Annotated in this window: 14 protein-coding genes; 9 read left to right on the plus strand and 5 right to left on the minus strand. The window is 53.9% G+C overall.

Going from position 1 to position 19,770, the window contains the following annotated elements:
• Window positions 1-7: 7 nt before the first annotated feature.
• Window positions 8-1,492 (plus strand): aldehyde dehydrogenase, encoded by a 1,485-nt coding sequence (locus HZS52_RS06870; RefSeq protein ID WP_212751686.1) that lies wholly within the window; start codon window positions 8-10, stop codon window positions 1,490-1,492.
• 1 nt (window position 1,493) lies between these two features.
• On the opposite strand, the gene HZS52_RS06875 is transcribed toward HZS52_RS06870, so the two are convergent.
• A complete protein-coding gene (locus tag HZS52_RS06875) occupies window positions 1,494-2,249 on the minus strand; it encodes a GntR family transcriptional regulator (RefSeq protein ID WP_201304254.1) in 756 nt (251 codons plus the stop codon).
• 95 nt (window positions 2,250-2,344) lie between these two features.
• On the opposite strand from HZS52_RS06875, the gene tcuA reads away from it, so the two are divergent.
• Both tcuA and tcuB read left to right on the plus strand, forming a co-directional pair.
• A complete protein-coding gene (gene tcuA, locus HZS52_RS06880; protein ID WP_138800693.1) occupies window positions 2,345-3,769 on the plus strand; it encodes an FAD-dependent tricarballylate dehydrogenase TcuA in 1,425 nt (474 codons plus the stop codon).
• On the plus strand, window positions 3,756-4,865 hold the full coding sequence (gene tcuB, locus HZS52_RS06885; RefSeq protein WP_041159078.1) for a tricarballylate utilization 4Fe-4S protein TcuB: 1,110 nt from the start codon (window positions 3,756-3,758) through the stop codon (window positions 4,863-4,865). The genes tcuA and tcuB overlap by 14 nt, the downstream gene beginning before the upstream one ends.
• A gap of 346 nt (window positions 4,866-5,211) precedes the next feature.
• Here tcuB and HZS52_RS06890 read toward each other — a convergent pair whose 3' ends face one another.
• Window positions 5,212-5,892, minus strand: coding sequence for an IclR family transcriptional regulator (locus tag HZS52_RS06890; RefSeq protein WP_022521418.1), 681 nt, complete (start codon window positions 5,890-5,892; stop codon window positions 5,212-5,214).
• 201 nt (window positions 5,893-6,093) lie between these two features.
• Between HZS52_RS06890 and HZS52_RS06895 the strand changes: the two genes are divergently transcribed.
• Both HZS52_RS06895 and HZS52_RS06900 read left to right on the plus strand, forming a co-directional pair.
• Entirely contained in the window at window positions 6,094-8,445 is a 2,352-nt protein-coding gene (locus HZS52_RS06895; protein ID WP_190374393.1) for a cytochrome P450/oxidoreductase, read from the plus strand.
• A 77-nt stretch (window positions 8,446-8,522) separates the two neighbouring features.
• Complete coding sequence (locus HZS52_RS06900) at window positions 8,523-9,590, plus strand: TRAP transporter substrate-binding protein (protein WP_190374394.1); 1,068 nt, start codon at window positions 8,523-8,525, stop codon at window positions 9,588-9,590.
• A gap of 282 nt (window positions 9,591-9,872) precedes the next feature.
• Here HZS52_RS06900 and HZS52_RS06905 read toward each other — a convergent pair whose 3' ends face one another.
• Both HZS52_RS06905 and hppD read right to left on the minus strand, forming a co-directional pair.
• Complete coding sequence (locus tag HZS52_RS06905; protein WP_138800689.1) at window positions 9,873-10,250, minus strand: Rieske (2Fe-2S) protein; 378 nt, start codon at window positions 10,248-10,250, stop codon at window positions 9,873-9,875.
• 14 nt (window positions 10,251-10,264) lie between these two features.
• Entirely contained in the window at window positions 10,265-11,371 is a 1,107-nt protein-coding gene (hppD, locus tag HZS52_RS06910; protein WP_190374878.1) for a 4-hydroxyphenylpyruvate dioxygenase, read from the minus strand.
• A 128-nt stretch (window positions 11,372-11,499) separates the two neighbouring features.
• Between hppD and HZS52_RS06915 the strand changes: the two genes are divergently transcribed.
• From HZS52_RS06915 to HZS52_RS06925, 3 genes are all read left to right on the plus strand, one after another.
• The gene (locus tag HZS52_RS06915; protein WP_022521423.1) at window positions 11,500-11,976 is read left to right on the plus strand and encodes an Lrp/AsnC family transcriptional regulator; all 477 of its coding nucleotides are present in this window, start codon (window positions 11,500-11,502) and stop codon (window positions 11,974-11,976) included.
• A gap of 33 nt (window positions 11,977-12,009) precedes the next feature.
• Entirely contained in the window at window positions 12,010-13,572 is a 1,563-nt protein-coding gene (locus HZS52_RS06920; protein WP_159177587.1) for a sigma-54-dependent transcriptional regulator, read from the plus strand.
• A 331-nt stretch (window positions 13,573-13,903) separates the two neighbouring features.
• Window positions 13,904-15,364, plus strand: coding sequence for a sodium-dependent transporter (locus HZS52_RS06925; RefSeq protein WP_041159076.1), 1,461 nt, complete (start codon window positions 13,904-13,906; stop codon window positions 15,362-15,364).
• A gap of 184 nt (window positions 15,365-15,548) precedes the next feature.
• Here HZS52_RS06925 and HZS52_RS06930 read toward each other — a convergent pair whose 3' ends face one another.
• Window positions 15,549-16,031, minus strand: coding sequence for an Lrp/AsnC family transcriptional regulator (locus HZS52_RS06930; RefSeq protein ID WP_190374395.1), 483 nt, complete (start codon window positions 16,029-16,031; stop codon window positions 15,549-15,551).
• Window positions 16,032-16,208: 177 nt separating this feature from the next.
• Between HZS52_RS06930 and HZS52_RS06935 the strand changes: the two genes are divergently transcribed.
• Window positions 16,209-19,724: an indolepyruvate ferredoxin oxidoreductase family protein gene (locus HZS52_RS06935; protein ID WP_190374396.1), complete on the plus strand. Its 3,516-nt coding sequence runs from the start codon at window positions 16,209-16,211 to the stop codon at window positions 19,722-19,724.
• The last annotated feature ends 46 nt before the right edge of the window (window positions 19,725-19,770 follow it).

The raw sequence follows: 19,770 nt of genomic DNA on the forward strand, positions 1-19,770 counted from the left end.
TGATGTAATGGGTGAGATGAAGCGCTATCAACTTCGTATTGGCGATCAATGGTGTGATGCGGCAGATGGAAAAGTGCTGGAATCGATCAATCCGCTTAACCAGCAGGCATGGGCATTGATCCCTCAGGCAACTGCTTCTGATGTTGACGCCGCGGTGCAAGCTGCACGACATGCCTTTGAAACCGAATGGCGGTCTACAAATGGCCTACAACGCGCTGCGCTAATGCACGAATTGGCTAATCTGCTCGAATCCGACACCGAGCGCATGGCCCAACTTGAGACCACCGACAACGGCAAGGTAATCCGCGAGACACGGGTGCAGATGCGTTTTGCGGCTCGCAACTACCGCTACTTTGCTGGCTGGGCGGACAAGCTCCAAGGCGAGAGCATTCCGCTAGACCGCCCTGAGCTGGTTGATTTCACTACTCGCGAGCCGCGCGGCGTGGCAGCCTTGATCACCTCTTGGAACTCGCCGATAGCGATCCTCGCCAACAAGCTTGCACCGGCCTTGGCGGCGGGTTGCACCGTTGTAATTAAGCCCTCAGAGATGGCGAGCGTGACCACCCTGGCTTTCGCTGAGCTGTGCGAAAGAGCTGGCTTTCCTCCTGGCGTGATTAACGTGGTGACCGGTGACGGTAGCGTCGGTGCGGCACTCACCGGGCACCCTGATGTCGACCTGATCAGTTTCACCGGCGGTACCGCTACAGGCAAGGCGATTTCTCGGGCCGCCGCCGAACATCTAACACCGGTGACCCTTGAACTGGGAGGTAAGTCGGCCAACATTGTATTTGCCGATGCTGATCTTGAGCAGGCTGTGACCGGAGCCGTGGCGGGGATCTTTGCCGCCGCCGGTCAGACCTGTATTGCTGGCTCGCGACTGCTGGTGCAGCGGGACATCTACGATCAGGTGGTGGCGCAGGTTTGTGAACGCGCCCGGGCGATTCGTATTGGTGACCCTCGCGATGAGAACACTGAGATGGGCCCGATGGCGACCCAGGGGCAGCATCAACGAGTACTTGACTTCATCGAACGTGCCCGCACTCAGGGTGCTAAGTTGGCGGCGGGCGGTAGGGTGCCGCAGGGCGACGTATATGGTCGCGGCTATTTCGTCGAGCCGACGGTATTCTCTGATGTGGCGCCGGACTCCGAACTGGCTCAAGAAGAAGTGTTTGGGCCAGTGTTAGCGATTATTCCCTTTGATACGGAGGAGCAGGCTATCGCCATCGCTAACGGCACCGCTTACGGGTTAGTCGCCGGGCTATGGACGCAAAATTTGGCAAGAGCGCATCGCGTTGCCAGACAACTTCAGGTTGGTGGGGTATGGGTCAATACCTATCGCACAAATGCTGCACAAGCACCATTCGGCGGGGTCAAGGCCAGTGGTAGTGGCCGTGAGCGCGGAATGCACGCTTTAGATGAGTACCTTGAGATTAAAAACCTGATGATCGACTTATCTAACGAAGCCCGCGATCCTTTTGCGATTCGTACTTGATTCAGTCGCCATCACTCTCAAAAAAGGCCTCTAGGCGGATCTTGTAAGCCTCGCGGATATGGCTCCGTGCCACTTTTTCTGCGGCTTCTGGATCACGTGCTTCAAGCGCGTTAATGATGGCTTCGTGCTCACTACGCGCGGCTTTTGCACGGCTTGGTTTAGCTAACGTGCTAGGCCCGAGCAACATCATTGCTTCGTGTAGTGAGTTCAGCATTTTAAGCAGATAGCGGTTGTGAGCGCAGCGGTAGAGGGTGCTATGAAACAGTTTATTGTTCTTAACTAGATCATGAGTCTCCTTTAGCCGTGCGTCGCGATCGCTAATTTCGCGCAGAAAAGCGATTTCAACCTCTGAAGCGTGCTGTGCGGCAAAGCCCGCAGCCGTTCCCTCTAGCATCTCGCGCATAGCATATAGCTCGCTAATCATGCTGTGGTCGAGTTCGGTGATGATGGTGCCGCGGATCGGGTCATTAGCGACCAACCCTTCAAGCTGTAAACGATTAAGCGCTTCGCGTACAGGCGTACGACTTAAGCCTATGCGCTCAGATAAGTCGACTTCACGAATCCTTGTTCCTGGGGGCAGGGTGCCTTCCTTAATAGCGTCGATGATGTAGCTGTAGGCCTGTTCACTGCGCGGTTCGCCGCGCTGATTGGCTGCCTGGTTGGCGTGCTTGCGTGGTTTGGATTCAGTCATGGCGACCAGCCTCAAGTTGCGGGTTAGACGAATGGCCATGATATGACAATGAACAATACTTGTCATTTTGAACACTGTTGGATACATTTGTATTTATTAGAATTTGGTGAGAGTTTTTACCGTCACCATCTCTTCTTGTTAGTCATCATGAGGGAGTTCCAATGTTGTCATCGACTGGAGAGCGGCTCAGTGAGGCCGATCTGACTGGCCATGACGTGCTGGTGATTGGTGGAGGTAATGCTGCGTTGTGTGCCGCTTTATCGGCGCGTGAGCAGGGTGCCAGCGTGCTATTACTGGAGAGTGCTCCACGTCAATGGCGCGGTGGAAACAGTATTCACACCCGTAACTTGCGTTGCATGCATCGTGAGCCCACCGATGTGCTGAGTGACGCCTACCTTGAGGATGAGTTCTTCGATGACGTTTGGCGTGTTACCGGCGGCATCACCAACGAAGTGTTGACGAAGCATGTGATTCGAGCCTCAGAAACCTGCACCGATTGGATGAAAAGCTACGGTGTGCGCTTTCAACCATCGCTGGGTGGCACTCTGCACCTGGGGCGAACCAACGCCTTTTTCCTGGGGGGCGGCAAAGCACTCGTCAATACCTACTACCAGGCAGCTGAGCGACTTGGGGTGACAATCCTCTATGAGGCTGAAGCTGAACAGTTGGTCTTTGATGACAACCGCTTTGACCATGCGTTGGTGACTTACAATGGCTCACCACGCAAGGTGAGTGCTAAGTCAGTGGTGATTGCCTCGGGCGGCTTCGAGTCCAACCAAGCGTGGTTGGAGGAAGCATGGGGAGAGGTCTCCCGTAACTTCCTGATCCGTGGTACTCGCTTCAACCAGGGTAAGATGCTGCGCAGCCTGATTGATAACAGCGCCATGGTGATTGGGGATCCAACGCAAGGTCACGCGGTAGCTATCGATGCACGCGCGCCCAAGTACGATGGCGGTATCGTCACCCGTGTCGACTGTGTATCCCTGGGGATTGTGGTTAACCGCGATGGCAAGCGCTTCTATGACGAAGGCGAAGACTTCTGGCCCAAGCGTTATGCCATCTGGGGACGGCTGATTGCCAAACAGCCGGGGCAGGTGGGCTATTCGATTACCGACTCCAAGGCGCAGGGGCGCTTTATGCCCTCAGTTTTTCCCCCTGAGCAGGCCGATACGCTTGAGGAGTTGGCGCTTAAGCTCAACCTGCCGGTTGACGCCGTACTCAAAACTGTCGATGAATTCAATGCTGGCGTACAGCCTGGCAACTTCGATCACAGTGTGCTCGACGATTGCCATACACAGGGTGTTACACCCGAAAAGACCCATTGGGCGCAGCGTATCGACGAGCCTCCATTCTACGGCTACCCACTTCGTACTGGCATTACCTTCACCTACTTAGGCGCTAAAGTCGATGAAAAAGCGCGTATGTACATGGCTAACGGCGAGTTGGCGGACAATGTTTTCCTAGCCGGTGAGATCATGGCCGGTAATATTTTAGGCCAGGGCTATGTTGCTGGCTTTGGTATGACCATCGGCACCGTATTTGGTCGCATCGCAGGCACAGAGGCAGGCAATTATGCAAAAGATTGACGCACTAATCGAAGAAACCCGCAACAACATGACGATCTGCAATGCCTGCCGGTATTGTGAAGGGTTCTGCCCGGTATTTCCGGCCATGGAGCGGCGTCGTACGTTCACTCCCGAGGATCTTAAGTATCTGGCCAACCTATGTCACAACTGCGGTGAGTGCTACTACGCTTGCCAGTACGCTCCGCCCCATGAGTTTGCCGTTAACGTACCGCAGTCAATGGCCAAGCTTCGTGTCGAGTCTTATCGACAGTATGCTTGGCCACAGCCGTTGGCCCGTCTGTTTGACCGCAGTGGCTTGCTTGCCGCCTTGGCACTGGCGGTAGGGTTGACGCTCATCCTGTTGATTGCCATTGCGCTAAATGGTGATCTGTCGGCACTGGTCACCACACAGCATAGTGGCGACTTCTACGCGCTATTGCCACATAACACCATGGTGGTGACCTTTGGCTCGGTGTCGTTGTTTGTGCTGTTAGCGTTGATCATGGGGATGGTGCGCTTTTGGCGCGAAAGCGGCGAGGGCGTAACTGGGCTTGGCGATGCCGAAAGCTGGCGGCAGGCACTCAAAGAAACTTTTTCACTCCAGCATCTGCACGGTCAGGAAGAGGCTGGCTGCACTTACCCAGATGCCTATCATTCGCACTGGCGGCGGCGCTTCCACCATTTTACCTTTTACGGGTTCATGCTTAGCTTCGCAGCGACCGTGACCGGCACCATCTATCACTATGTGTTTGGCTGGCAGGCGCCCTACGATTTTATCAGTCTTCCCAAACTGTTCGGTACCTTGGGCGGTATCGGCCTTTTGATAGGCCCGGCGGGGCTTTTGTACCTCAAGCTGGTGCGTGATCAGGACACTGCTGATGTGCGCCAGATGGGAATGGATGTGGCTTTCATAGTGCTGCTGTGGCTGACCGGCTTAACAGGCCTGTCCCTAATGCTGCTACGTGAGACCTCAGCCATGGGGGTTATGCTGGTGGTCCATTTAGGCGTGGTTATGGCACTTTTCATTACCATGCCCTATGGCAAGTTCGTGCACGGTTTCTATCGCTTATTGGCGGTCTATCGTAACGCCCTGGAGCGCAATCGCCTTGACCAATAAGCTTCTCTCCAGAGGCAGCACCCGCACGCCAGCCGACATAATATCGTCTGTAGGCCTCTACCAGGTGTCACCTTACCGCTTATCAAGTGGCCGCGAATCGACTTGTGACTAAGGTTATTAGCCATGAGAGGTTGCCCTCTCATGGTTGTTACGACGAAGACGCTGAGCGGCACGGAAAGCGTCAATGAGGAATTGTAGCCCTAGTGCGGCGAAGCCGATCGGTAGGAGTACTGACGTTAAGCTCGCTGGCTACGCTTGTTTCACGAAGGTATTCGTTTGCCTGGTAATGGCCATTTAGAATCCGCTGGAGTCCTGAGAGGCACCTCAAAGGTCTTATTAATCCAGGTTATCGAGCGATCAGTTCGGCAATTCGCTGGGCAGCTGCTTTTACTTCCGTGATAGCGGTCTCTTTATCTAGATCCTCCATGGCCACCACGCCCACACAGGCCTCAATGGTAGGGCGAAACGATGTGGACGAGATAGCGCTGGCCACGCCTACTGCCCCGCGTTGTAGCTGCCCATGAGTCAGGCTGTAGCCGTCGAGTCGTGCCTGCTTTATCGCCTCACCTTCTTCCGGGTGAGAGGGCCGTTCGGCAAGGATGGCAATACCGGCAGCGCCCAACGTCAACGGATGGCGGCTACCCACTCGGTAGCCGATTTGCAGAGGCATTTCTCCTGACTCTGCCACCATTAACACAACGCATTCCTCCCCCTGAGCGACAGAGATGAAAGCGGTGGCGCGGGTGGCTCTGGCTAGTGCTTGCAAGAGTGGCTGGGCAATAGCGCGTAGATGAGGTTCAAAGCGAGACGCAAGCAGTGCCGTACCAGCACCCAGGCGAATGGGGCCTTCGGGGGTGCGCGTAATCAGCCCATGGCTGGCCAGAGTGGTCACGATGCGGTAGGCAATGGCTCGATGAATATCGAGGCGTTCAGCTAGATCGGCAATGGAAATGCCATCGCTATGCTCGGAGACAATTTCCAGTGCCTTGAGTCCGCGATCAAGCGTTTGCAACGTGTTGTTAGCCATAGAAAGCACCTCGGTATTAGGGTTCGGTAAGTGGGCGCGATAACAGGACTCAATAGTTAGCCAAGCGATACAGACTAACGCAGCTACGCTGAGGAGTTGACTCGCCGACAGAAACTGCCTACCTTCATTGTGCATTAAAAGAAACTAAGTGTTCGATAAAAGTAAAACAAATACGAGCCACTTAATTTTACGGAGCCCTTCATGGCATCAGTGTCTCACCGTTCTGGTAGTGCATCAGGCGAGTGCCCTTTTCAACCATCACAGGCGTCCGTGGCATTATCGCCTACCGGTTGCCCAGTCTCCCCTGAAGCGGCCGAATTCGATCCCTTCGATGCGCCTTATCAGCTTGACCCCGCTGAGGCGCTGCGTTGGTTTCGCGAACAGGAGCCGGTGTTCTACAGTCCCAAACTCGACTACTGGGTCGTGAGCCGCTATGAAGATGTGAAGGCGGTTTTCCGTGACAACGTCACCTTTTCGCCCTCTATCGCGTTGGAGAAACTAACCCCCGCACCGCCCGAGGCGACGAAAATTCTCGAGGGCTACGGTTTCGCAATGCGTCGTACCATGGTCAACGAGGATGAACCGGATCACATGGAACGCCGCCGCCTCCTGATGGATGCCTTCCTGCCCGAGAATCTTGAGAAGCACGAAGCGTGGGTACGTGAGTTGGTGCGTGACTATATGGATTGCTTCATCGACAAGGGGCGTGCGGATCTGGTGGGCGAGATGTTTCGGGAAATTCCCATGACCGTCGCACTGCGCTTCCTGGGTGTTCCCAATGAAGATGCCAAGGAGCTTCGCAAGTTCTCGGTTGCCCACACGCTGAATACCTGGGGCCGCCCATCCCCGGAGCAGCAACTGCAGATTGCCGAGGATGTGGGCCAGTTCTGGCAAACCGCACAAACTATCCTTGACCGCATGCGTGCCAAGCCTAGCGGCGAGGGGTGGATGTACGACTCGATCCGCATGCACAACAAGCATCCTGACATTGTGCCAGAGAGCTATCTGCGCTCGATGATGATGGCCATCTTGGTGGCTGCCCATGAGACCACCGCGTTCGCCACCACCAATGCCTTTCGTACTCTGCTAGCGAACCGTGAATCATGGAACGATATTTGTGAGAATGCCGCTTTGATTCCCAGCGCGGTCGAGGAGTGTCTGCGCGTCGCCGGTTCGGTCGTGGCCTGGCGCCGTATCGCTACCGACGACACCGTAGTAGGGGGAAAGAGGATTCCGAAGGGCGGAAAGCTGTTGATCGTGCAGGCGTCGGCCAATCGCGATCCGCGCCACTTTGAGAATCCTGACGAGTTCGATATTTACCGCCATAACGCCGCGGAGCACTTCACTTTCGGCTACGGTGCGCACCAGTGCATGGGGAAGAACATCGCCCGCATGGAGATGCGTATCATCCTTGATGAGTTTGTCCGTCGTTTACCCCATATCCATCTGGTCGAGGATCAATCACTCGAATATCTGCCCAACACCTCTTTCCGCGGGCCTACGTCGCTATGGGTGGAGTGGGAGCCCGCGCAGAATCCTGAACGATGCAACCACGCAGTACTGGAGAACCCTACGCTTTTCCATATCGGCGCGCCTATCAAGGAGGATATCGTGCGTCGGGTGGTGGTCGCCGAGGTGAAGCGTGAAGCTGAGGCGGTGATGCGTATTGATCTGGTGGATCCCCATGAGCGTGAGCTGCCCGACTGGACCCCGGGTTCGCATATCGAGCTGGTCTCAGATAAGTGGCGCCGCTACTACTCATTGTGCGGGACGCGCGATGACCGTAAACGTCTCTCCATCGCCATCCTGCGTGAGCCTGAGGGACGTGGCGGATCGCTGCACTTCCACGATACGGTTAAACCTGGGGATATATTGCATATCGCTGGCCCCAAGAACCATTTCCACCTGGACGAGACGGCAACGCGCTATACCCTGATAGCCGGTGGTATTGGTATTACGCCGATTCTTGCCATGGCTGACCGACTCAAGGCAATCGGTAAGCCCTATGTGCTTCACTACTGCGGCGCCGGACGGCGAACCATGGCCTTTTTAGAGAGAGTTGAACGTGACCATAGCGCCGCGCTAACCCTCCATGCCGGTGATAAAGGGTGTCGCCTTGATCTACCGAGTGCACTTAGCAGCCTAGCCGAGGGTGAACAGGTCTACGCCTGCGGCCCTGAGCGTTTGCTGGAGGCGCTAGAGTCCCAGGCGGTGTGCTTGCCCGAGGGAACCTTGCACGTTGAACACTTCACCGCTCGCTCCAACATCCTCGATCCTGAGAACGAGCACGCCTTCGAAGTAGTGCTGGCGGACTCCGACCTGACGCTTCAGGTCGGTAACGACCAGACCCTACTTGAGGCGTTAACCGCGGCAGGGGTGGATGTGCCTAGTGACTGCTGCGAAGGCCTGTGTGGAACCTGCGAAGTAGCGGTGACCGAGGGGCCTATCGATCACCGAGATTTGGTGCTCAGCCATGCCGAGCGCGACGCCAATGACCGTATGATGGCCTGCTGCTCGCGGGCAGCGGGCAAGCGCCTGATTCTGGCGCTCTAAACAGTAACAACCTTAAAAGAACCTCTGCTTTACACTGGCACCGCCTGATACATGAACCATCAAGAAGGATAATCACAATGAACAAAATGGCGACACTAACCACCTTCTCGGCCCTGATGCTCTTGGGCTCTCTGCAAGGCGCAGCAGCGGCTGATACCGTGCTTCAGGTGAGTACCTGGGCGGGCCCTAACCATGGCGTTAATACGATCGTCTGGCCCACCTGGGGGAAATGGGTTGAAGAGGCGACTGATGGTCGCGTCAGTGTCAATGTCACCCATGACCTTGGGCCGCCTAACGCACAGATGGAGTTGGTGGCGGACGGCGTCGCTGATGTCACCTGGCTCTTCCATGGTTTGATGCCTGGGCGCTTTGAGCTAACCAAACTGCCGGAATTCCCCACCTTTGAAGACTTTTCATCGGAAAACGCCTCCGTGGCTTACTGGCGTACTCACCAAGAATACCTAAGCGATGCCGGTGAGCATCGTGGTGTAGAGGTACTAGGGTTGGGTGTACATGGCCCTGGGGCGCTCTTTCTTGCTGAACCAATCGAAAGTCTTGACGATTTGCAGGGCAGAAGAGCGCGCATCGGTGGCGGCGTGATGGCGGATATTTCCAGCGCGCTAAGCCTCACCGGTGTCGCACTACCGCCAGGTGGGACATACGAAGCAGCCACGCAAGGAGTGGTCGACGGTGCCATGCTCACCCTTGAGGGGCTTAGGAGCTTTCGATTAGCTGAGGTATTGCCCTACACGGTACAAATGCCGGGCGGCTTCTATCGTGGCAGCTTTTCCATGGTCATTAATCCCGATACCTGGCAGTCGCTTTCCGAGGAAGATCGTAACGCCATTATGGACGTCTCAGGCGAAAAACTGTCCCGTCTGTTTGGTTTCATGATGGATACCGTCGATGTGCGTGGGGTTGAGTTTGCTAAGGAGGAGGGCAACACCTTCATCGAATTGCCTGCTGAAGAGGTCGAAAACTTCATGCAATTGGCGGCTAACCTTCCCAGCGACTGGTTTGAAGTGGCAGCTGCGAAAGATGTTGATGGAGAGGCTGCCCGCGCATTCTTTCTCGAACAATTGCAGGTTGTCGCAGGCGACGATGAAGGCCTGAGCGCTGACGATGTGGTTGATCCTGACGCCTAAACTACGTGTTTTTAATGTGCTAACTCGTATTCAGTCAATGCTGCCTCGCTTAGAGAAAGAGATATTGGCAAAAACTTATCGGAATGAGGGAGTCTTGATCTAGGCAGTAATAGGCTTTTGGTGAGTATAGCGTTTCTGAGGAGCTGTATTGCTCATAAGCGAACTCGTTGAGTTCGCTTATTATGCGGCTGAATAATTGTGGAGTTTTATTCGACTCCATCACTATTGTCAGATGTTTAACTAGAGATGTGGGAATAAGTTATAACTTGTTGGTGAGTTTTTTTAAGGCTTTCTGTGTGCGATGCATAAGTTGCCTGCTAGGTCTTCAGATACAGGTATGGCGTCAAGTTTGTCACAGTCGCCTGTTAAGCAGTCTCCCGTTTTAATGTCAAACGCCGCCCCATGCGCACTGCATAGAAAACGGTGGCCATCTGATGAAATGATACTGTCCGACCGATAGTTTAAAGGTAAATATTGGTGGGGGCAGGCATTAACGTAGCAATAAATCGTGCCATTTATGCGTGTTGCAATGACCGGGAAAGATCCATTGCTGCTCATTACTTCCACGCAGCGTGCTTTGCCTTCTGGTATAGCGCTAGAAGGGCAAATAACAGCCCCCTCTTGGGGGGCATTTTCATAGTTACGCCAAGCGTCATGCACGGTGTGCCCTTTTACTATTCAGCGGTACTTTGCAACACGCCGCGGTTAATCTGATCCTCTTCGATGGACTCGAAAAGTGCTTTAAAATTGCCCTCTCCAAAACCATCATCGCCTTTACGCTGGATGAACTCGAAAAAGATGGGGCCAATCACCGTTTTGGAGAAAATTTGTAGCAAAATTCGGGTTTCGCCGCCGCCCACGACACCTTCGCCGTCAATCAAAATGCCACGGCTGCGCAGTTTATCGAGAGGCTCCTGGTGGTCTTTAACACGCTCTAGCGACTTTTCGTAGTAGATGCTCGGCGGGCCAGGCATAAATTCGAGACCTGCATCAGCGATTAAGTCAGTACCGGAGTAGATGTCGTTTGTGGCAATGGCGATATGCTGAATGCCTTCGCCGTTATATTCGCGCAAGTACTCTTCAATCTGGCTGTGATCGTCGGCACTTTCGTTAATGGGTATGCGAATTTTACCATCTGGAGAAGTCAATGCACGGCTGGTAAGACCTGTCATTTTACCGGTGATATCAAAGTAGCGTATTTCGCGGAAGTTAAAGGTGTCATGGTAAAACTTATACCATGTGTCCATATTGCCGCGAATAACGTTATGAGTGAGGTGATCAAGATAGTAAAAACCAAACCCCTTAGGATTAGGATCTACCTCATCGAACCACTCAAATTCGTTTGAATAACAGCTGCCTTTTTCGCCATACGTATCAATAAAGTAAAGCAGCGAACCGCCTATGCCAATAACCGCAGGCGCATCGATGGACTTATTACCTGTGAACTCTTCTGCACCCAAGTCGACGGCACGTTTTAGCGCATGCTGAGCATCAACGACGCGCCAAGCCATTGCTGGAGCACAGGGGCCGTGCGCCTGAATAAATGCTGACGCATGCGAGTTAGGCTCACTGTTAAGCAGGTAGTTGATATCGCCTTGACGATAAACGGTGATCGACTTGTCACGATGTTTTGCAACGGGAACGAAACCCATTTGCCGAAATAAACTATCTAGTTTTTCCGGCTCGGGGTGTGCAAATTCAACAAACTCGAAGCCATCTGTGCCCGCTGGGTTTGCATCATTTATGGTTGCTTTGGGTGCGTCATGAGGGAAGGGGCCCATCGTTGTCTCTCCTTTATTGTCTTGTTGGGTGACAAGTTCAGTATAGGGAAGAGCCGGTACAATTAGGTTGCAAACTAACCTAAGATGCAGCCAAATAGTGCATATAATGTGCGCAAAAGGAGTGCTGTATGCACGGAATTTCATTGGATCGTTATGATCTTGCAATTTTGTCAGCATTGCAAAAGAACTCAGCCCTCACCAATTCAGAGCTGGGTGAGCGAGTCAGCCTGTCTCCTTCTCAGTGCTCCCGACGCAAAGCGCGGCTAGAAGCCGAAGGTGTGATTAAGGGCTATTCGGCTAGGCTTGATGCTACTAGCCTAGGGTTTGGGCTGCGCGCTATCACCAGGGTTAATCTCAAAGCTCATGGTGAAAGCATGGATGATGATTTTGTGACATTACTGACGAAGCACGCCATGGTTCGTGAGGCCTATTCTGTGTCGGGAGACGCAGACTATGTGTTACATATCATCGCCAAGGATCTAACAGCGTTTTCGGACTTTATTCATCATCATTTATTACCTCATCCTAATGTCACCCAGGTTCGCTCTGAAATAATACTGCGTAGTATGAAAGAGGAGCAGGGGTTGCCGGTGGAAGGTGGCTAAGTAACTGCGTTTGTTTTGTGCTGTGAGGGTTCTATGCGTCTTAAATTTCACTGTCAGAATCGAATCGGCATTCTTCGCGATATTGTGGCCCAATTTGCTGACTACAGAATTAATGTCGCGCGAGGTGAAGTGGGGGGCGATCACGGCAGTACCATCTATCTACATGTCCCACAATTACTTAATGCTCAGTTGAGTACGCTTAAACCAGTATTGGAAGGCATTCCCGGTGTGTTTGGCGTTAAGCGCGCCAGCTTGATGCCCAGCGAACGGCGCCATTTGGAGTTGGATGCGCTGCTATCCTCGCTTTCTGACCCAGTGATGTCGATAGATATGCAGGGTCGGATTGTGGCGGCCAACCGTATTGCTGTCCAGGTATTGGGGGTGCGTGTTCAAGAAGTACCAGGGCTCTCGCTGGATCGTTACCTTGATGAGGTAGACCTTCCCGATTTAATTCGCCGTAACAACTCACGCATCAATGGGCTGCGGATCAAGCTGAAAGGCGATACCTATCTTGCTGATATCGCTCCCCTGCACACCGAAGACACGAATGTAGATTCATTAGCCGGAGCGGTTGTGACGTTACATCGTGCTGACCGCATCGGTGCCCGTATTTATCAAGTACAGCGCCAAGAGCTGCGTGGCTTTGAAGCCATCTTTCAATCGAGTTCGCGATTGGAGGCCGTGATCAACGAGGCGCGTCGCATGGCGCCATTAGACGCACCGCTACTGATTATGGGTGAAACGGGAACCGGGAAAGAGCTAGTGGCCAGAGCCTGTCATTTGGCCAGCCCCCGTGGGCAAGCGCCGTTCGTGGTGCTTAATTGTGCTGGGCTTCCTGAATCAATGGCCGAAACAGAGCTTTTCGGTTACGCACCCGGTGCCTTCGAGGGCGCTCGCCCGGAAGGAAAGCTTGGCCTTCTGGAGCTTAATGCAGGCGGTACGGTCTTTCTTGATGAAGTCGGTGAAATGAGCCCTCGGCTGCAGACGAAACTGTTACGCTTCCTTCAGGATGGCGGATTCCGTCGAGTTGGGAGCGACGAAGAAACCTTTCTTGATGTGCGGGTGATCTGCGCCACTCAGCAAAACCTACCTCAGCTATGTAGTGAAGGTCTGTTTCGGCTAGATCTTTATCACCGTCTCAATGTGCTCTCTCTACAGGTGCCCCCTTTGCGCGAATGCCTGGACGGCATCGAAGACTTGGCGGCCTATGTGCTTGATCGTGCGGCGCGTCAGATAGGCTGTCCTTTACCGGAGCTTTCGACTGCTGCGTTGGAAAAGATAACCGGCTACGACTGGCCGGGTAATGTGCGTCAGTTGGAAAATGTGCTGTTTCAGGCGGTGTCATTATGCGAAGAGACGGCCATTCAGCCAGCGCATTTGCGCCTTCCGCAGAGCGAAGTGTCGCCTGCGCTTACTGGCATTCCCTTAGAGGGAAGCTTGAGCGACATGTTAGGGGAGGTGGAAAGAAATATCTTAAGTACGTTGTATCAACAGCATCCTTCCAGCCGCCAGTTAGGAAAGCGGTTGGGCGTTTCGCACACCACTATTGCCAATAAGCTCAAGCGTTACGGCATTGGTGCTCAAGAAGATTCTTAAAAAGTCCCATGGCAGGTGAATTAACTGTCACGATTTGTTTACGGGGTGTCAGAAAAACGCAACGGCAAGACCCCAGCCCTCGGCATATCCTCTTACGCGTAACGATTAGTTTACAGTTGAGACTCGCTTATGTGGGTAGCATCGCGCTCAATGTGATGTGACCCCATTCCTGCCCTATCGCTATCCCCATAGACTCTTTATAGATTGCTCTTTATGACTGGTTGATCACAGTTGGTTGGCTTTTATAAGTAGCTAATCGCTCTTAAGTAGCTGTTCTAGCTGCTCATAAATAAATAGCCTAAAAAACAATATCAATTTATAAGGTTTCCCAATGACAACGACAAATACGCCTCCCAATACGCTGTGGCTGGGCCGCTGGGGATTTGTACTGGCAGCCACTGGTTCTGCAGTGGGACTCGGTAATATCTGGAAGTTTCCTTACATCACGGGCGAGTTCGGGGGTGGCGCTTTCGTGCTGGTCTACCTGGCCTGCATATTGGCGGTAGGCGTCCCCATCATGATGGCTGAAATCAGTTTTGGCCGCCGCGGGCGAGGAAGCCCGGTTGACGCTATCCGTCGGGTGGTGCATGAATCGGGTCATGGTAGCTTCTGGTCGATCTTCGGCTGGATGGCCATGCTCTGTGGCTTCATGATTTTGTCTTTCTATGTGGTGGTCGCTGGCTGGTCATTCTCCTACCTGTGGAAAATGCTGAGCGGCGGACTGGCAGGCAATAGCGTCGATGACATGGCGGCAATTTTCGCCGCTAATAATGCCAACCCTTTCACGCTAGGTGCTTGGAGCACGCTAGTGACGGTGCTGACCATGTTCATCGTCGGCAAAGGCGTGCAGGCTGGCATTGAAAAGAGTGTCAGTTGGATGATGCCAGGTATGGTGATCATGCTGGGTATATTGATCGGCTACGGTGCTTTTTCCGGTGGCTTTGCTGAAGCATGGTCTTTCCTGTTCTCTTTCAATACCGAAGGGTTAAGCAGTGAAGGATTATTAGCAGCGCTGGGGCATGCCTTCTTTACCTTGTCGCTCGCATCGGGTGCGATTCTTACCTACGGCTCTTACCTGCCAGAAGGGCACTCCATCGCGCGCACGACATTCAGCGTGGCCATTGCCGATACCGTTGTCGCACTAATGGCAGGCTTGGCTATTTTCCCGATTATTTTCGCAAACGGAATGAATCCCGGCCAAGGGCCAGGATTGATCTTCATGAGCTTGCCATTGGCCTTCCAAGCGATGCCGTTTGGTACGCTGTTTGGCGTTCTGTTCTTTGTCATGCTGTCGATGGCTGCGCTTACGTCGTCGATTTCGATGATTGAGGCGACAGTCGCCTGGCTTGTTGCAAGCAAAGGGCTGACGCGTAAACGAGCATCGTGGGGTGTGGGTATCGTGCTGTGGTTGGTGAGTACCTTGGCAATGCTGTCATTCAACATGGGCGCGGATTGGACGTTTGCAGGTCGCACTTTCTTCGATTGGCTGGACTACCTGACCTCCCGCTGGATGATGCCGTTAGGCGGTTTGGGTATGGCGCTAATGGCAGGTTTCCTGCTGCGTACTGAAATATTCAGGGAGGAGCTAGGGCTCTCCCGTACCCAGCATGCACTGTGGCTATTTATGGTGCGTTACGTCAGCCCATTAGGCATCGTGTTAATTTTCATTGATACGCTGGGCCTAGCGACACTCCAGATAGGTACTCAGTGGCCGTGGTTGCTAGCACTGCTGGTGCTGATCACCGTGGTAGGAGAGTTCGCTAGCCCGCGATTACGTCAACCGGCTTCCTGAAGCTTTTCAGGAACAAGTGCTCAATAGATCTGAATAGAGAGATTGAAGCGCTCCCATCCACAGATGGGGGCGCTTTACGTTAGAGGGATACAATGAGCCGGTTTGCCTGCTGCCAGTTGCCCTGCCACTTCCTGTTTTAAGTTGTGGGCTAACGTTGCGGTTGACGTTACATAGCAGCGTTTTGTTAGCGAATCGGAATAGCGGTCTCTTCTTTGATATTACGTAGCACGAAATTGGAATTGACCTGGGAAATGCCATCCAAGGTGAAGAGTTTCTCATTCAGAAAGCGGTCATAAGCCGCCATGTCTTCGATAACCACTCGAAGCACGAAATCCGCGTTGCCGGTAGTGGCATAGCACTGCAGCACTTCTGGGTATTGCAGGATGCGGTTTTCGAACTCGACGGTGTTGTCGATGTGGTGGCGAACCAACGTCACCATGACCAGTGCTGATAGTGGTTGGCCCACTAGGCTGGGTTCCACCAACGCTGCAAAGCGGCGGATAACGCCACTCTCCTCCAGGGCTTTTACGCGTCGCCAACAGGCAGCGGGGGAGAGCCCGATCTGTTCGGCGAGCTCATTGTTGGTAATACGCCCCTGTTGCTGAAGCAGGGTAAGAATGCGCTGATCATGCCTGTCTAAGGTAATTTCTTTGGTTACTTCTTTCATGGTGCCATTTCATTTATTTGTGGTTTGTTGAATATCATTGCGTCAAAACTAAAAAAATGAAAGTAATGATTAATAACCAGACGTTTGAAGAGTTAATTAGCAAGCACCTTTAGTGCGCTCTTGGCTAGACTCAAATGTATTACAACCATAACTTTTCAACCGTACTGGTGAACTCTCATGACAACCCCCTCAATTGCTGAGCAGGCGGGTTCTATTACCCAGCCTCTCGAGATCGCACTCGATAATTATCAGCTGGCCGACCGCTATAGCCGCGGCGAAGGCCGTATTTTTCTTACTGGCACCCAAGCCTTGGTACGGATCGCCTTACGTCAGGCCGAGCTTGATCGCCACAATGGCCGCCAAACGGCAGGGCTTATCAGTGGCTATCGTGGCTCGCCCTTGGGCGGTGTAGACCAAGAAATTTGGCGGGCGAAAGCCGCTATGGAAGCGCATCACATCGATTTTGTCCCTGCGATCAACGAAGACCTGGCCGCTACCATGATGCTTGGTTGCCAACAGGTAGAGACAGATCCTGAGCGGCAAGTCGAAGGCGTCTTTGGCATGTGGTACGGCAAAGGGCCAGGCGTTGACCGCGCGGGCGATGCGTTAAAGCACGGTAATGCCTACGGTAGCTCACCGACGGGTGGTGTGCTGGTGGTCGCGGGTGATGACCATGGGTGTGTGTCGTCCTCAATGCCACACCAGTCGGATGTCGCCTTTATGGCGTGGTTTATGCCGGTCGTAAGCCCTGCCTCATTGGCGGAATACGAGCGCTTTGGGCTATGGGGCTATGCACTTTCTCGCTTCTCTGGTTGCTGGGTGGGTTTCAAAGCCGTTTCCGAAACCGTAGAGAGTGGCGCATCGGTGGACGTGCCACCTTTGCCGGAATATGTAACGCCGGATTTCGAAATGCCGGAAGGCGGGCTGCACTACCGCTGGCCTGACCTGCCGGGACCGCAGCTTGAGACTCGCCTTGAGCACAAGCTGGCCGCCGTTCAGGCCTTTGCCACGGCCAACCCGATTGATCAGTATCTATTTCGCCAGGAACAGGCGACGTTTGGGCTGGTTACCACAGGCAAGGGCCACCTGGATTTACTTGAGGCGCTGCGTTTGTTGGGGCTGGATGAAGCGAAGCTGCGTGAATTGGGGGTGGAAATATACAAAGTCGGGATGGTGTGGCCTCTCCATCGCCCCGGCATCCTTGAGTTTATTCATGGCAAGCGCGAGGTACTGGTCATTGAAGAGAAGCGTGGCATCATCGAAAGCCAGTTGAAGGAATACATGTCGGAACCCGATCATCCAGGCGAGGTCATCGTGACCGGCAAGCAAGATGAAACCGGCAAGCCCTTGATTCCCTTTGTTGGAGAGCTGAGCCCGCGTCTCTTGGCAGGCTTCGTGGCAGAGCGTTTGGAGCGCTTTTTCAAGATTGATTTTAGCGACAAGCTGGCAACCGTTGATGCTTGCCAAGCCGGCGTTAAGGAGCTCGGCGGTGTACGCCGCATGCCCTATTTCTGCTCCGGCTGCCCGCATAATAGCTCGACTAAGGTACCCGAAGGCAGCAAGGCGCTGGCGGGTATCGGATGCCATTTTATGGCTTCGTGGATGGATCGCAGCACTGAATCGTTAATTCAGATGGGTGGCGAAGGTGTTAACTGGGTGGGCAAGAGCCGCTTTACCGGCAATGGCCATATTTTCCAGAACTTAGGCGAAGGCACCTGGTTTCACTCGGGCTCAATGGCCGTGCGCCAGGCAGTGGCTGCCAACGTTAATATTACTTATAAAATTCTGTTCAACGACGCGGTTGCCATGACGGGCGGACAACCTGTGGACGGGCAAATCAACGTGCCCATGATTGCCCGGCAATCGCTGGATGAGGGCGTTCGCCGAGTCATGGTGGTCAGTGACGAACCGGAGAAGTACCGGGGGCATGAAAAGGAATTCCCTAAAGAGGTTACCTTCCATAGCCGCGAAGAGATGGATACGCTGCAGCGTGAGCTGCGCGAAATTCCAGGCTGTACGGTGTTGATTTATGATCAGGCATGCGCGGCTGAGAAACGTCGTCGGCGCAAGCGCGGTCAGTTGGAAGACCCTGCCCGCCGGGTGTTTATCAACCACCATGTTTGCGAAGGCTGTGGTGATTGTTCCGTACAGTCCAACTGTTTATCGGTGGTGCCTCGCGAGACCGAGCTAGGTCGCAAGCGCAAAATCGACCAGTCCTCCTGTAACAAGGACATGTCCTGCGTCAGTGGTTTTTGTCCCAGCTTTGTCACTGTAGAAGGTGGCGGGCTGCGTAAAGGCCAGGGCGTTGCGGCAGATAACGCCTTTTGGCAACGTATAGCGCATTTGCCTAACCCCTCCATTGCCACTTTGACGGCCCCTTACGACTTGCTGGTGGGGGGCGTTGGTGGCACGGGGGTGGTGACCATCGGGCAACTGATCACCATGGCGGCACACCTGGAAGGCAAGGGCTCCAGCGTGCTCGACTTTATGGGGTTTGCGCAAAAAGGTGGGGCAGTACTGAGCTATGTGCGCTTGGCATCTCAGCCCAGTGAGCTTAATCAGGTACGTATCGAAGCGGGGCAGGCCGATGCGATGATCGCTTGCGATATGGTGGTGGCGAGTTCTCAGAAAGCGCTGAATGTGCTGCAGCCGACCACGCGTATTGTGGCGAATCTGGCCGAGCTAGCCACAGCGGATTATGTGCTTTATCGCGATGCGGATATGCAGCCCAGCAAGCGTCTTAACATGTTGCGTGAAGCGGTAGGAGATGAACGCTTTGCTTCTCTAGATGCCAATCGCCTAGCTGAACAGCTGCTAGGGGATACCGTATTCTCCAATATGATGATGCTCGGGTTTGCCTGGCAGCAAGGGCTGGTGCCGCTTTCTGAGCCTGCGCTGCAGCGTGCTCTAGAACTCAATGGCGTCGCAGTGGAAAAGAACCGCCAAGCATTTGCCTGGGGGCGCTTGGCAGCGGTGGAACCTGATTACCTCCAGCAGCACCTGGATAAGATGCCACTGTCCGCGAATGCCACACTGGACGAAGTGGTAGCGCGTAATCGTCGCCACCTGGAGCGCTATCAGAACCGAGCCTGGGCTGAACGTTACGTGACCCAGGTGACTAAAGTGCGTGAAGCAGAAACAGCGCTAAAATGTGGCCAATCACTGAGTGAGGCCGTTGCTCATCAGCTCTATCGTTTGATGGCGTATAAAGATGAGTATGAAGTGGCGCGACTTTACACCCAGAGCGATTTTCTGGATGAGATCAAAGCAACGTTTTCTGGTGATTACCAGTTAACCTTCCACTTGGCGCCGCCGCTTATAGGTGGTCGTAAGGATGCTCAGGGGCGTCCAGTGAAGCGCCGCTTCGGCCCCTGGATGCTGAAGGCAATGGGCGCGTTGGCAAAGATGCGCGGTTTGCGCAACACGGCTCTCGATCCTTTCCGCTTCAGCGCCGACCGCAAGCTCGACCGCGCCTTATTGGCTGATTACGAGCAGTTGATTGATGAGTTAGTGGCACGTCTTGATGGCACGAATCACGCCACGGCATTAGCGCTTGCTAAGCTGCCGGAAGAGATTCGTGGTTTCGGACCCGTTCGCGAAACTGCCGCTGAGAAAGCTAACGAGCGTCGTGAGACGTTGCTGAAGGAGCTACGTGAAGGTCGCTCGAAGACCATCGCTGTCGAAGCTGCTTGAGGCGATCCATATAGGTATGAAAGGCCACGCAATGCGTGGCCTTTTG

The organism is Vreelandella titanicae (assembly GCF_014697095.1).
In the GTDB taxonomy this organism is placed as follows: domain Bacteria; phylum Pseudomonadota; class Gammaproteobacteria; order Pseudomonadales; family Halomonadaceae; genus Vreelandella; species Vreelandella titanicae.